This window comes from Polaromonas sp. (genome assembly GCF_012927415.1).
GTDB lineage: Bacteria > Pseudomonadota > Gammaproteobacteria > Burkholderiales > Burkholderiaceae_C > Polaromonas.
The window spans coordinates 1-13,766 of the sequence record NZ_JABBPF010000012.1 but is presented as its reverse complement, the minus strand read 5'-3'; the positions used below and the strand labels follow the sequence as shown (position 1 = coordinate 13,766).

The following is a 13,766-nucleotide window of genomic DNA, read 5'->3' as shown; positions in this document are numbered from 1 at the left end:
AACACCAGCATGACCATGCCCTTGATGCCGGGCGCGCTGCGGAATTTGTCGGTCGAATGGCGCAGGTGGTAGAGAAAGTCGCGGTAAAAAAGCGTCTTGCCCTGCTTGGCCAGACCCAGTGCGTTGTAGATTTCGGCGCGCGGCATGCGCGGCATCATGCTGCGCAAAAATTGCACATAAGCCGATGGAATGCCCATGTCAACCATGAAATAAGCGCGCGCAAAACTAAACAGGATCAGCAGGTCGTCCTCGCCAAACAGCGCCGCATCAATCACCAGTTTGCCAGCGCCCGATGAGCCCGAAATGCCTTCGCTGTCGACCTCGGCGACCTGGCCCGGCGCAGGCTGGCTATGCAAAATGGGCAATGAAAAAGGAATCTCACCAAAACCGTTGATTATTTTCCCGACGACGTAAGCGCCCTTGTTTCGAAAGAACAGGTTGGACAGCACCTGAATCTGGAAATTGGCCCGCAACTTGACATCGCCCAACCGTTGACTGATGGCCTGCTCAACGTAACCAGCATCGCGCGCCAGGTCTTCAAACTCGAGACGCAGTTCGAAATCGCCGACCAGCTTGACCAGCGTTTCGTGCAGGTTAGCCCGGCTCGGGTAATAGGCGCGGTAGGTCGGCTGCGCCGTCGGTTCCTCGTTTTCAATGTACTCGGTGCTGACAGCGGGCCGGACGAAAATGAAATCGTTCTGGAAATAGCTGCGGTGCAGGATTTTGGTGGTCACCGAATTGAAAAAGGTTTCGGCCAGCTCGGGCTGCTGATGGTTGACCAGCAACCCGATGTAATGCAGCTTGACCTGATGCCAGACGTCCATGGGCTGCTCGCCCGCCTTGAATTCGCGCTCCAGCCGGATCGAGGCTTCCCGCACCCGCAGGTCGTAGAACTCGATGCGTTCGCGCTGGGCGCGTTGCTGGCCATGCCAGTCGGCCGTTTCAAACCGGTGCTTGGCGCGCGCCGATTCGGTACGAAACAGCTGATAGTGGCGATTGAAGCCGTCAATCATCGCCTTGGCGATGTCATAGGCAACCGTTGAATCAAGACGCTGAGGAAACATGGCTTTCAGTCCCTTTGGAAGCTAGTTTCCAGATGTCCCAGACACGGTCTACCGCCTTTCGATAATGGGCGTCCAGCTCTTCGGGGCCGGAAACCGACATCTGCAAATCTTGCAACAGCCCATCGTGCACGCCAAAAGCCCAGCCATGGACCCTTACCGGCTGGCCACGCGCCCAGGCGTCAACCATCACCGTGCTGACCGACACGTTGACCACCTGCTCGATCACATTGATGTCGCACAGCGCATTGGCACGAACGCCTTCGGGCAGGCTGTCCAGCAATTGACGGTGGCGATGACGCACATCCTGGATGTGGCGTATCCAGTTGTCGGCCAGACCGATGCGCGCGCCTTCCAGTGCCGCCTGCACACCCGAGCAGCCATAGTGGCCGACGACCATGATGTCCTGAACCTTCAGCCGTTCGACCGCGAACTGGATGGCCGACAGCGCATTGAGATCGGAATGCACGACGATGTTGGCGACATTGCGGTGGACAAACACCTCACCCGGTTCCAGCCCGGTGATCTGGTTCGCCGGAACGCGGCTGTCCGAGCAGCCTATCCACATGTATTTGGGCGTCTGCTGCTTGACCAGGCTGGTAAAAAACCCCGGCTGGTCGGCTTCCATCCGGGTGGCCCAGGCACGGTTGTGGGCAAAAAGCTCTTGGATCGATGGGGTCATGAAGGAATCTTAATCAAGTGACTCAAAACAAGGCGCCGCGCTTCGCGCAGGCTCATTGGTGTTTCACACCAAGGCATCGGGGTTTTCAGCGGGTCTCGGCAAACAGTTCGCGGCCAATCAGCATGCGGCGGATTTCACTGGTGCCGGCACCAATTTCATAAAGTTTGGCATCGCGCCAGAGCCGGCCAAGAGGGTAGTCGTTGATGTAGCCGTTGCCGCCGAAGATCTGCACGCCCTCGCCGGCCATCCAGGTGGCTTTTTCGGCGCACCACAAAATGACCGAAGCGCAGTCCTTGCGCACCTGGCGCACATGATCCAGCCCCAGCATGTCGAGGTTCTTGGCGACGGTATAGGCAAACGAGCGTCCGGCCTGCAGCACGGTATACATGTCGGCGACCTTGCCCTGAATCAGTTGAAACTCGCCGATGCTCTGGCCAAACTGCTTGCGGTCGTGGATGTAGGGCAGCACGCTGTCCATCACCGATTGCATGATGCCAAGCGGCCCACCGGTGAGTACGGCGCGCTCGTAATCGAGCCCACTCATCAGCACCTTGGCGCCGCTGTTCAGGCCGCCCAGAATGTTCTGCGCGGGTACTTCAACATTGTTGAACACCAGTTCGCCGGTATGGCTGCCGCGCATGCCCAGTTTGTCAAGCTTTTGCGCGACGGAAAAACCCTTCATGCCTTTTTCAATCAGGAAGGCGGTGACGCCGCGCGCGCCCAGCTCAGGCTCGGTCTTGGCATAAACCACCAGGGTGTCGGCGTCGGGACCGTTGGTGATCCACATCTTGCTGCCGTTGAGCAGGTAATGACCGCCCTTGTCTTCGGCTTTCAGCTTCATCGAAATCACGTCGCTGCCCGCACCCGGCTCACTCATGGCCAGCGCGCCGACGTGCTCGCCAGAGACCAGTTTGGGAAGGTATTTCCGGCGCTGCTCGCTGGTGCCGTTGCGATTGATCTGGTTGACGCACAGATTGCTGTGGGCGCCATACGACAGACCGACAGAAGCGCTGGCACGGCTGATTTCTTCCATCGCGATCATGTGCGCCAGATAGCCCATTCCAGCGCCACCGTACTCTTCACCGACGGTGATTCCCAACACGCCAAGCGCGCCCATCTTTTCCCACAGATCCATTGGAAACTGGTCGTTGCGGTCAATCTCAGCGGCGCGCGGCGCGATCTCGGCCTGCGCAAATTCACGCACTGTGTCGCGCAGGGCATCTATGTCTTCGCCGAGCTGAAAATTGAGTCCGGGCATGTTGGTCATGATTGAGGTCTTTCTCTAAGAATTAGGAGCGCGCGAAGATTAGCGGGTTTTAGGCACCGGAACGATGGTCTGCTGCATCAGCGCGCAGGCGCTTTGCCGGCCACTGGCATCGATGTGCAGCACTTCGGCCGTAGCTACGATGATGCGCTTGCCGGCCTTGGCCACGCGGCCAATCGCGCGCAACTCGCCACCATTGAAGCCGGCCAGGAAATTGATCTTGTATTCGACCGTGGTCACCTCGGAATCGGTACCGACCATAGTCAGGGCTGCATAGCCGCCGGCAATGTCGGCCAGCGCACCCATGGCGCCGCCATGAAAACCGCCCTGTTGCTGGCTAACGCGTTCCGAGTAAGGCAGCGCGACTTCGCACAGGCCGGGCGCCACGCGTACCAACCGTGCTCCCAGATGCTGCATCAGACCCTGGCGTAAAAAACTTGCTTCGATGCGCCGGAACAAGTCTGACGGCGCGCCGGGCGCGGCAGCTACATCCATGGGAAAACCTTGTCTGAAGTGATTTTTTGTTGACGTTTACGTAAACGTCAATTATCGCCTATTTTGATTTTTCGGCCTTGTTAAACAAGGCTTTTGCCTCTTTTTCATGGGTCCGAATCTCATCCAGGTTGGCCTGTAAGTCCACCAGCTGCGCCTCCAGTTTTTTACGGTGGTCGGTCAAAATGACCAGGAATTTCTTCAGCTGCGGGGCGGTGTCACGCGGGCTGTCATAGGAGTCGATGATTTCCTTGGCTTCCATCAGCGAAAGCCCCAGGCGCTTCGCACGCAAGGTCAGCTTGAGCCGGGTGCGGTCACGCGTCGTGTAGATCCGACTGCGTCCCGCCGGCCCCTCGCGCTGGGGCTGCAGCAAGCCCATGTCTTCGTAAAAGCGCATGGCGCGGGTGGTCAGGTCAAACTCTTTGGCGAGATCGCTGATGGTGTAGGTAGTGGCCATGATGGAGAGGATGGTGCGGGCAGTGCAGGCAAAGGCGACAGCGCCCAGCGGACGCAATATCTACAATGGCAGGCATATGACGTTTACGTAAACGTCAAATGTAACGTGGATTGCCATGAACCTTCTCGAACAGCAGCTCGAATATCCGTTTTCCGATACCCTGCCCGCGGCGGGCATCACCCTGGAGGTAGCGCCCGGCATCAAGTGGATCCGCATGGCGCTGCCGTTCGCCCTGGACCACATCAATTTGTGGCTGCTGCGCGACGAGATGGACGACCCGAGGCAACCCGGCAACAAAATCCAGGGCTGGAGCGTCGTCGACTGCTGCATCAGCGGGGAGGAGTCAAAAGCGCAGTGGGAAGCCGTCTTTTCCACGCAGCTTGAAGGCCTGCCGATACTGCGCGTCATCGTCACGCACATGCACCCGGACCATATCGGCCTGGCGTTCTGGATTTGCCGACGCTGGACCACGGCAACACAGGTCTGCCGTTTGTGGATCAGTGCCACCGACTACCACTCCGCCCGTCTGGGTTCGCAGGGCGCCACAGGTTTTGGCGGCGAGGGCGCAGCCCGGTTTTTTGCCTCCCACGGCATGACGGATCTGCAATCCCTCGAAAGCATTCGCGGCAGATCAGGCTATTACCCGAGCCTGGTGCCCGATGTGCCGGGGAGCTACTGCCGGCTGATGGACCAGATGGTGCTACGCATCAACGGGAAAGACTGGCGCTGCATCAGCGGTTATGGCCATGCGCCCGAACACATGGCGCTGCATTGCGAAGATATATTTCCTCACACGCTGCCTGCAACGACGGCCCCGAAAGTGGTTGGCATTGGGGAGGCCCGGCGTCCGGCCGGCATTCTCATCAGCGGCGACATGGTGCTGCCACGTATTTCGACCAATGTGAGCGTCTACGACATGGAGCCGGAGTCCAACGCGCTGACGCTGTTTCTCGCTTCCATTGACAAATTCTTGCCGCTGGCGGCCGACACGCTGGTTTTGCCTTCACACGGGAAACCCTTTCGCGGGCTGCATAAGCGCATCGAACAGCTACATGACCACCACCGCGACCGGCTCGCCGAGGTCATGCAGGCCTGCGCCGCCAGCCCGTGCAGCGCAGCCGATATTTTGCCCCTCATGTTCAGACGCAAACTGGACTTGCATCAAACCACATTCGCCATGGGCGAGGCGCTGGCTCACCTGCATGCGCCGTGGTTCGAGGGCAAGCTCACGCGCTGCCTGGGCGCGGACGGCATTTACCGCTTCAGCGCCGTCTGAGTCCAGTCCCGCGGCAGCGCCTCAAGGTAAAGTGTCGGCCAGGACCGCAACGCTTGCCGACGCGCCCGCCAACGACATGAAAAAGCTGGCCCCGGCCTGGTCGCCGCTTTCAGCCCAGGCGCTGCCGCCATGAAGTTCGGCAACCCTTTTGACAATAGCCAGCCCCAACCCATTGCCGGGAAAATCGGCTGAAGAGTGCAGGCGCTGGAACGCCTTGAAGAGCTGGCCGCTGTAGACCGGATCAAAACCTGCGCCGTTATCCGACATTTCCAGGATCAGCTCTCCCGGCATTTTCCCGGGTATCAGGCCAAGCTTGATCCAGGCTTCGGTCTTTTTGGAGGTGAACTTCCAGGCGTTTTCCAGCAGGCATGCCAAGGCGGTGACCAGGACGTTCTTGTCCGCCACCAGCAGCAAACTGGCCTGCATTTCAATCGTCACGACCCTTCCCGGATCCCGTTTGCGCAACTCGGTGACCAACATCTGACATGCCGGCACCAGATCAAAAACTTCGGCCGGGCCGCTACGCTGCGACAGTTGGGACAGTGTGCGCAAGTCATCCACCAGCTTGCTCAACTGACGAATGCTGGCCTGAATACGCTGGACATAATGCCGCCCTGGCTCATCCAGCACGGCAGAATATTTCTCTGCCAGCCGGACCGAGAAACCATCTGCCGCATGCAACGAGTCCTGCAAGTCGCTGGAAATAGCCTGCGTGAAGGCGAGCAGATCGTGCTGGGCACTTTTCAGCTCATTTTGCTGCGCTGCAAGTGTCTGTTCAAACGCGGTATTGGCCCGTCTCAGGGCGCTGTCGGCAAGGTGGCGCTGGCTGATATCGGCAACACTCACCACCACGGCCTGCTGGTCATGCCAGTCAATGCGGCTCCAGGCCAGTTCGACCAGCACCTGCTGGCCATCCATTTTCTGCTGCTTGCACAGACTCAACTCAGGCTTGACACCCTTGCCGGCGGTGTTGGCATTCAGGGAGTCCAGCAAAGCGCCGGCATCTCCGTCGGGAAACAGCGCTGACACACTGAGTGTGACAAACGTCGTGCGCGGCGTCCGGTAGAAACTGACAGCCGCCTGGTTGGCAGCAAAAATCCGTAACGTGACCGCGTCAAACACCCACATCGCGTTGGGGTTGGCCTCGAAGATCAACTGGTTGTAGCGTTCGCTGTTCGCCAGCAGTTGCTGCACCCTTTGCGTGGCGCCAATGTCCCTGAGGTTGACGATGTAGCCCGGCGCGTGCCGCCTGAAGGTGTATTCGATCCAGCTGTCCGCAAACTTCTGGTGGGCCACAAAGGTGTGCCGCGCCGACTTACCTAGCGCCTGCTCCGTTGCAGCCTGATACTGCTCGGCAATTTCTTCCGGCAGGACGTCCCAGATTTCCCGCCCGCCGGCTGCCGACAGCGCCGACTGCAGAAGTTCGAGCGCCAGCGCATTTGCGTCGGTGATGGCAAACTTCGCATCAAGCAGCACGATTCCGTCATCAGTCAGATCCAGTGGCCCCCATGCCCGATCAGTCGCCCCTTGCGTACCGGTTCCGGCGGGGCTTCCCGGAACCGCCATCCTGAACTTGTCCAGAAATCGGTTCATGATGAGTAATCAGGCCGCATACATTCAGTAATTGAAGTGCGGAGCGGCTAGCGCCATTTGACATTGGCCGTTACGAGGGCCGTCAGATAACCCTGCAGCCAATCAAAATTGACTGGCTTTTTCAGCAGGTGAGCGTGCGGCGGAAGACCGCCACGAGCCGCGATCGCGTCGGTTGGCAAACCGCTGACGACAACAATCTGCATCTCGGCAAGTTGCTGGTTGCGCTTGAGCGCCCTAAGCATTTCGATGCCATCCACGCCGGGCATGGAAAGGTCGGTGATGAGCAAATCCGGCCGCATGCTGGCAATGTCCATCAGAGCCTCCAGCGCTGATGGCATCCAGGTGCAGTCGATCGGCAAGTCCCATTCCTCGAACTGGAAGCGGTACAGCTCGCGGGTTGCTTCATCATCTTCCACCACCAGCACGCGTAAACGGTGCTTGGGGTTGGTGTCGGCACGCAACAGCGGCGAGCTGTGCCTGCCAAGGTAAGCATTGATGGATTGAAGAGCAATACGGCGGTGGCCACCGAGGGTTTTCCAGGCTTCTATCTCACCTTTTTCGACCAGTGATTGCACGGTAGCGACCGACAATCCCAACAGTTTGGCGGCATAGCTCGTGCCACAGTAATCCTCGCTGGAAAAATCTGCTGCGGTGATAGCCGATTCGAAAGACTTGGGCTCACGCGACATGGTTTTTTTCAAGAAAACGTAAATTTATCGTTTTTATCATTTTAGTCAGATTTAAATAATTGCCCTGTGCCAGCGAAGTAGCCTTTTTCCGCCCGGCTTCAAACCGCCCTTGTTACATGGCACCCACCAGCTGCGGCACACCGGGCAGCGTGAAAAAGAAAGTTGCCCCGCGGCCTGGCTCAGCTTCGGCCCAGATCCGCCCTCCATGCCGCTCCACCACCCGGCTGACCGTTGCCAGCCCGATGCCTGTTCCGGCAAACTCCTTGACCGCATGCAAACGCTGAAACGGGACAAAAAGCTTGTCGGCGTAGGCCATGTCAAACCCGACGCCGTTGTCGCGTACGAAAAACGTCCGCGTGCCGGCCCCGTCGACGACCTGACCTACAGAAATTTCGGCATGGAGCTGATGCGAGGTGAACTTCCAGGCATTGCCCAACAAATTTTCCAGCACCACCTTGACCAGCCTGCTGTCACCCTGGGCCTGCAGGTCACTTTCGATGTTGACCAAGACCTTCCGCTCTGGCTGCAGCGTCTGCCACTCCTGCACGACGCCATGGACCAGCGCAGAAAGGTCTACTGAATCGCTACGCAACTGCGTACGCGCCACCTGCGCCAGTGAAAGCAGATCTTCAATCAACTGCCCCATTTGCGCGACACCCGCCTGAATGCGCGACAGATAGTGTTGCGCTTTCTCCCCTACTTCGTTTTCTGACTGGCCCGCTAACAGCTTGGCCAGCAGGCGACTGAAGCCATCCACGGTATTGAGCGGCGAACGCAGGTCATGGGAAACCGAATAGGAAAAGGCTTCAAGCTCGTGGTTGGACAGACGCAAGGCGGCTTCAATGCCCTTGATTTCGGTAATATCCGCGTCGATCCCGACCCAAAAGGCCACCTTCCCGTCGTCGTCCAAGACCGGTGAAGCGCGGTAAGACATGGTGTGATAACCCCCGTCTTTCGCCCGCATGCGTCTCTCACCGATGTATTGGGACTGGCTCGCGCTGGCCACCTGCCATTTCGCCTTGACCTGCGACAGGTCATCTGGATGAACGACAGCAAACCATTTGGAGCCGACCCAGTCCTTCATTTCGCCACCCACCAGATCAAACCAGGCGCGGTTGAAATAAGTCGCCCGACCGACCGGGTCTGCGGTCCACACGGTCTGTGGCGCCTGCTCGGCAAGTACCCGGAACAAGGCCTCCTGGCGCATCAGCGCGGCGGTGCGATCGGCTACTTTTTTCTCCAGACTGGCATTGAGCTGTCCAACTTCGTCAAGCAGCCGTGAATTCTCCATCGCGGCGGAAGCCAAGTGGGCGAGTTCGATAGCGACATATTCATCCTGCTGCGTAAATTCTCCCTCGTACTTGTCTGACAGCTGGAGCACGCCCATATTGGCCCCGTTTCGCCCGGTCAGGGGCACGGCCAGCCAGCCGTGCATGGGTGGATGCCTGTCGGCGTAGCTGCCGAAGTCGCGCCAGCGCGGGTGAGCTTCCAGTTCGGCCTGCGTTAGCCGTATGGAGCGGTTGGTCTCGCGAACCATGGCATAAATTCCGGTGCCGTCGGTCGGCTCGCTCAGGTGCCGGTACTCCGCATATTTTTCGGATAGCGACAGCGCATGTGTGACCGGCCCATAGCCACAGTCATCGTTCAGGCGGATCAATGCCTGATGCGCGCCAACCACGCCGCGCGCCTGCTCCACAATCTCCTGCATCGTGCCTTCCAGCGTCTGGTGCCAGGTAATCGCCTGGGCGGCATCGGCAGCGCGCTGCAGCGTGTACAGGTGCTCCTGCACCTTGCTTTCAGCGGTGACTTGGGCTGTCACGTCCAGCGCGACGACAAAACGTGCTGGACGACCTTCATATTGAATGCCCTGCGAAACAATATGCACAAAAAAGATCGAACCGTCCTTGCGCCGGTGCTGCCAAGTTTCTTTCTGCGTGCGCAGCCGTCCGGCGAGCCGCAGACTCAGTCGGGCACGCTCTGCAGCGGGACGAATATCGAGAATCGTCATCGCCAAGAACTCCTGGGCCGTATAACCATAGGCATCAATTGCCATCTTGTTGACTGCCAGGAAGCGAAAGCTGTCGCTGTCGTATACCCACATGGTGACCGGTGCCAGCTCGAATAGAGCCGCATAGCGCTGCTCGCTATCCACCAGTGCCTGCTCGGAGAGCTTGCGCTGGGTGATGTCCCGCTCAACAGCAACCCAATTTGTCAACCTGCCTTTCGCATCTGAAATGGGCACGATGTCGAGTTCGACCCAGAACTCACGTCTGCTCTTGGTGTAGTTGATCAACTCGGCCCGCACGGGCAAGCCATTTCGCAGTGCCGTGCCGATCCGCTCCAGCTCGGCCCGCGAGGTCTTGGGACCCTGCAAAAAGCGCGGTGACTTGCCCAGCACATCCTGGCAGGCGTAGCCGGTGCGGCGCTCGAAAGCATCGTTGACAAAAACAATTCGCGGACCGGGCTCGACCAGCGGTTCGGCTTCGGTAATCACCACAATGTCGTTCAAGCGGGAAATGCAGGTCTCCAGCAGACGCAACAGCTCCTGCGCCTTGTAATGCTCGGTAATGTCTTGCAGGGCACCGACAAGTCGCACCACCTTGCCGCCTTTCATCAGGGCGCGCCCTTGCGTGCGAACCCAGCAGCGCCGGCCTTTGGCCGTTATCAGCGGCAACTCAAAGTCCCACGGGATGGCGTCCCGGGTTGCCGCTGCCAGCGCCGCCCGCATGAGCTCTTGCGCCTCGGGTTCGTAGTGGCCAAGGGCCGCTTCAAAGTTCACTCCACTGGACGGCTCCAGCTCATGAATGCAGTAAGTTTCATCAGACCAGATCAACACCATGGTCTCCAGAGACATCTCCCATCCACCCACCTTGGCCAGCGCCCCGGTTCGGCTCAACATCTCTTTACTGCGGACGATGGCCATCTCGGAAAGCTTTCGCTCGGTGATGTCCTGTACCACGCCCGAGCGGTAGTTCGACAGTTGATTGGCGGGGCCCGCGTGTACCCGGCCGAAGACATGTATCCAGCGTACTTCGCCAGCCGACGTGACCACCCGGAACTCGGTATCCAGCGCCGCGCCAGGCTGAAGTGCATCGTCCCGCGCCATCTTGAACATCGCCCGATCGGAAGGGTGAACCACCCCAATGAAGCTGTCGTAGCTGCCGTCTAGAACGGCGCGGTCTGAACCCAGCACCTCGTAAACCTCGTCCGAACACGAGAATCGGTCGTGTTTCAGATCAACTTGCCAGTAGGCTATGCGGGCCAGCCGCTGCGCTTCCTGCAGTTTTTCCTGGACTGCCCGGCTGCGCGCCAACTCGGCTTCAAACCTTGCGTGATTCGCCTGCAGCGACTCGGCCATCTGGTTGAAACCGGTGGCAATCCTGGACAACTCACCGCCATCCTGCATCGGCCCGGTCGGCACGCGCGCCTCCAGCCGCCCATTCTCCAGCGAACGGATGGCCTGAAGAATGTCAATAGTGGGTTTCACAATGGCGCGGCTTGCCATCCGCCAGGCGATCAAGCCCCCCAGAGAAGCGACCAGCGAGAGCACCATCAACACGCGGCCCAACTGGGTCTGGACCGGCGCCAGCACGTCATTGCGATCGGCGCTGACAGCCACAAAAAAGGTCGCATTGGCCCCGCTTCCAGCCGGCAGAAAGGCAAAAATCCGCTGCTGCCCCTGGGCATCCGGCCCTTCGCCGACGCCGGTGCGCAGCGTTTTGACCGCTTCCTGAAGGAGTGGACTGGGCACTTGCCGACCGATCCGTGCAGATTTTTCAGGGCCGACAGCGAGCAATATCCCCTCGCGGTCCATGACCGAAACCCGGCTCCCCTGCGGCAACTCGGAATTTGCCAGCGACTTTGACATCTCGCCAAGATCAAGGCTGACAAATGCCACCGCAGCGACCTTCCCTTGAGCGTCCATCACGGGCATGGCAAACGGGACCATCGGCTTTCCGCTGGCACGCCCAATGAAGTAGCCACCAGTCACAAAGCTGCGGCCCGCCAAAGCCTGCTTGAAATACTCCCGATCCCCGGCATAAACAGAAGGAGCGTTAACGTCAACAAGGCTTTGGCAGCGGAAGTAACCATCAAGCCCGATGATGCCGAGATTTCCGTACACCGGAAGCAGCTCCCTCAACGTTTTGAGATAGCGGTGACAGTCTGAAAAGTTTCCCTCCAGGAGCCCGGGCGCATTGGAAATCGCCGTCAGGATTTGATGTGCGGACTCGCTCACCCGGAGCTGGTTGGCAGCGACCAGCGAGGCCGCAAACTTCAGGTTGTCAGCCGCGCGGAGGACGGCTGCATCTGCGTTGCGCCAGGCATTGAACAGCGCCATGCCCAGCAGCGGAATAATCGCCGCAAAGACCAGCAAGACCAGTCGGGCCCGCAATGTGACAGGGGATTTCACAAAAAGCATCGCCAGAAAATCCGACCGTCAAACGGACTGGGTTGCCCGAACCAAGGCGACTCAAACCGCCGCAAGACACTCATTGACGCCAAGCCAGTAGGCCTGCAGGCGATCGAGCTTTTCAGTGAAATCGGCAAAATCGACCGGCTTGCGGACAAAGCTGTTGGCACCACTCTGGTAGCAGGCCAGCATGTCCGATTGCTCACTGGAAGATGTCAGCATGATGACAGGCACCAGGGCGGTTAGCGGGTTGCTGCGCATACTGCGCAACACGTCCAGCCCTGACAGCTTGGGCAGCTTCATGTCCAGCAGGACGAAGCAGGGTTTCCTCTCGGTGTCCCGACCCGCGTGAACGCCTTGGCCGAACAGGAAATCGAGCGCTTCCGCGCCATCGCGCGCCACGGCGATCTCGGCCTTCACGCCCAGATCTTCCAGCGTCAGCACCGTCAACTCCAGATGATCGGGGTTGTCTTCCACAATCAGTATCAAGTTACAGCACATGGGGTGGGCTTTGGAATAGGGTCATAGATTGGAAAAGATTGTCAACGATTTTACTATTTTTGTCATTGTTTCAAATTTTTTCAAATTTCTTAATTCTAGCGTTCACCAGCGCGCAATGCTTTCGTCCTTGAGCTGGGCGCGCAACTCCGCGTAGTCGGGCATGACGCCGCGCACGGTTGCCCAGAAGCGCGCGCTGTGGTCCATCACCCGCAAATGGCTCAGTTCGTGCACCACCACATAGTCAATCACCTCGGGTTTGAAGTCCAGCAGCCGCCAGTTCAGCCTGATGGCGCCGCTCGCGCTGGCGCTGCCCCAGCGGGTGCTGGCGCTGGACAGGCTGAGCTTGCGCCACTGCACGTCGAGATGCGGCGCGAAATGCTGGAGCCGCGCGGTAAAAAGAGGTTTGGCCTGCTGCATGAGCCAGACCTTAACGGCTTGTTTGATGTGCTCCGGCGTGGCCTCGCGCGAAAGCGCCAGGCGCAGGGTCTGCATTGGCGCTACGCCCGGCGCTGCCGCGTGGAGGGCGCTGCTGCCCAGCCGCGGATCCATCACCAGCCTCAAGGGATGGCCCAAAAATGGCAGGATGGCGCCGTCTTGCCATTCAATCCGGCCCGATTCGAGGCGCTGGTGCCGCTCGCGCGTTTCTTGCAGCTTGCGCAGAATCCAGCCGGACTTTTCGCGCACGGCCAGGTCAATGTCACGCAGCGCCACCCATTTCGGAGCGCTCACCGCAAGCCCGGTGGCGCCCACCGAAAACCCGATGCTGCGGCGCGTGCTGCGCCTGAATTCATAGGCCACCAGCACGTCACCGAGCAAGGCTTCGCGCGAGGCGCGAGGGTGGCGAAAAACGGAAGCGGACAAGCCCGGCACTGCTATATTTTCAGTAGCAGAAAGTAACCGGTTTACCTGGACCACAGGCACTATTTGTTTAAAATCGCCAGTTTTTGACGCCACGGCAGGCGCGTCCGCAGCGGCTCCCGGTTCTGATTCGAAAAGGTCGCGCGTGAACTGTAAAAGCCTGTGCATCGTGACAGTTTATCGCCGGTCAGCCGTCTCTTCAGAATCAGGCGCCTGCCGCCCCTGCGTTGCTGGCGGCGTAAGCCTCGGGGTCAAGCCGGTGCATTTCAGCCTCAATCCAGGCTTCCACCTCGCGCATCAGCTCGTCGGGCTTGCGGCCTGCGCTCGGAATCGGCTTGCCAATCGAAAAATCCACCACGCCCGGGGTTTTGATAAAGGCTTTGCGCGGCCAGCATTTGGCCGAGGTCACGGCAATCGGGATCACCGGCACGCCGGTTTCAATCGCCAGCCGCGTGCCGCCGGATTTGTAAACACCCTTCTGG

Annotated in this window: 11 protein-coding genes and 1 pseudogene; 1 reads left to right on the top strand and 11 read right to left on the bottom strand. The window is 59.3% G+C overall.

Features of this window, described 5'->3' with window-relative positions; translation table 11 throughout:
* From HHJ19_RS00860 to HHJ19_RS00840, 5 genes are all read right to left on the bottom strand, one after another.
* The coding region (locus HHJ19_RS00860) for an isocitrate dehydrogenase kinase/phosphatase AceK regulatory subunit (protein ID WP_296903231.1) at nt 1-1,064 on the bottom strand (1,064 nt) is incomplete at its 3' end.
* Nucleotides 1,045-1,743 (bottom strand): carbonate dehydratase, encoded by a 699-nt coding sequence (gene can, locus HHJ19_RS00855; RefSeq protein ID WP_296903228.1) that lies wholly within the window; start codon nt 1,741-1,743, stop codon nt 1,045-1,047. The genes HHJ19_RS00860 and can, both read right to left, overlap by 20 nt.
* Nucleotides 1,744-1,828: 85 nt before the next feature.
* Nucleotides 1,829-3,010, bottom strand: coding sequence for an isovaleryl-CoA dehydrogenase (locus HHJ19_RS00850; protein ID WP_296903226.1), 1,182 nt, complete (start codon nt 3,008-3,010; stop codon nt 1,829-1,831).
* Nucleotides 3,011-3,049: 39 nt separating this feature from the next.
* Nucleotides 3,050-3,502, bottom strand: coding sequence for a PaaI family thioesterase (locus HHJ19_RS00845; RefSeq protein ID WP_296903224.1), 453 nt, complete (start codon nt 3,500-3,502; stop codon nt 3,050-3,052).
* Between the two features lie 58 nt (nt 3,503-3,560).
* Nucleotides 3,561-3,956: a MerR family DNA-binding transcriptional regulator gene (locus tag HHJ19_RS00840; protein WP_296903223.1), complete on the bottom strand. Its 396-nt coding sequence runs from the start codon at nt 3,954-3,956 to the stop codon at nt 3,561-3,563.
* A gap of 115 nt (nt 3,957-4,071) precedes the next feature.
* Between HHJ19_RS00840 and HHJ19_RS00835 the strand changes: the two genes are divergently transcribed.
* On the top strand, nt 4,072-5,232 hold the full coding sequence (locus HHJ19_RS00835) for an MBL fold metallo-hydrolase (RefSeq protein WP_296903222.1): 1,161 nt from the start codon (nt 4,072-4,074) through the stop codon (nt 5,230-5,232).
* 21 nt (nt 5,233-5,253) lie between these two features.
* On the opposite strand, the gene HHJ19_RS00830 is transcribed toward HHJ19_RS00835, so the two are convergent.
* The 6 genes and pseudogenes from HHJ19_RS00830 to HHJ19_RS00805 form a co-directional block, all read right to left on the bottom strand.
* Nucleotides 5,254-6,825 (bottom strand): ATP-binding protein, encoded by a 1,572-nt coding sequence (locus tag HHJ19_RS00830; protein ID WP_296903221.1) that lies wholly within the window; start codon nt 6,823-6,825, stop codon nt 5,254-5,256.
* Between the two features lie 47 nt (nt 6,826-6,872).
* The gene (locus HHJ19_RS00825; protein WP_296903220.1) at nt 6,873-7,514 is read right to left on the bottom strand and encodes a response regulator; all 642 of its coding nucleotides are present in this window, start codon (nt 7,512-7,514) and stop codon (nt 6,873-6,875) included.
* Nucleotides 7,515-7,626: 112 nt separating this feature from the next.
* Nucleotides 7,627-11,925, bottom strand: coding sequence for a PAS domain S-box protein (locus tag HHJ19_RS00820; RefSeq protein ID WP_296903219.1), 4,299 nt, complete (start codon nt 11,923-11,925; stop codon nt 7,627-7,629).
* 60 nt (nt 11,926-11,985) lie between these two features.
* Complete coding sequence (locus HHJ19_RS00815; protein ID WP_296903218.1) at nt 11,986-12,426, bottom strand: response regulator; 441 nt, start codon at nt 12,424-12,426, stop codon at nt 11,986-11,988.
* A 102-nt stretch (nt 12,427-12,528) separates the two neighbouring features.
* On the bottom strand, nt 12,529-13,452 hold the full coding sequence (locus HHJ19_RS00810) for a SprT family zinc-dependent metalloprotease (protein ID WP_296903217.1): 924 nt from the start codon (nt 13,450-13,452) through the stop codon (nt 12,529-12,531).
* 37 nt (nt 13,453-13,489) lie between these two features.
* Nucleotides 13,490-13,766 (bottom strand): annotated as a pseudogene (locus HHJ19_RS00805) (1-acyl-sn-glycerol-3-phosphate acyltransferase); the annotation flags it as partial.

Bases quoted from the DNA above. Each gene is read 5' to 3' on its own strand.
- HHJ19_RS00825 (WP_296903220.1), bottom strand. From the start codon at position 7,514: ATGTCGCGTGAGCCCAAGTCTTTCGAATCGGCTATCACCGCAGCAGAT.
- HHJ19_RS00830 (WP_296903221.1), bottom strand. From the start codon at position 6,825: ATGAACCGATTTCTGGACAAGTTCAGGATGGCGGTTCCGGGAAGCCCC.
- HHJ19_RS00815 (WP_296903218.1), bottom strand. From the start codon at position 12,426: ATGTGCTGTAACTTGATACTGATTGTGGAAGACAACCCCGATCATCTG.
- HHJ19_RS00840 (WP_296903223.1), bottom strand. From the start codon at position 3,956: ATGGCCACTACCTACACCATCAGCGATCTCGCCAAAGAGTTTGACCTG.
- HHJ19_RS00835 (WP_296903222.1), top strand. From the start codon at position 4,072: ATGAACCTTCTCGAACAGCAGCTCGAATATCCGTTTTCCGATACCCTG.
- can (WP_296903228.1), bottom strand. From the start codon at position 1,743: ATGACCCCATCGATCCAAGAGCTTTTTGCCCACAACCGTGCCTGGGCC.
- HHJ19_RS00810 (WP_296903217.1), bottom strand. From the start codon at position 13,452: ATGCACAGGCTTTTACAGTTCACGCGCGACCTTTTCGAATCAGAACCG.
- HHJ19_RS00845 (WP_296903224.1), bottom strand. From the start codon at position 3,502: ATGGATGTAGCTGCCGCGCCCGGCGCGCCGTCAGACTTGTTCCGGCGC.
- HHJ19_RS00850 (WP_296903226.1), bottom strand. From the start codon at position 3,010: ATGACCAACATGCCCGGACTCAATTTTCAGCTCGGCGAAGACATAGAT.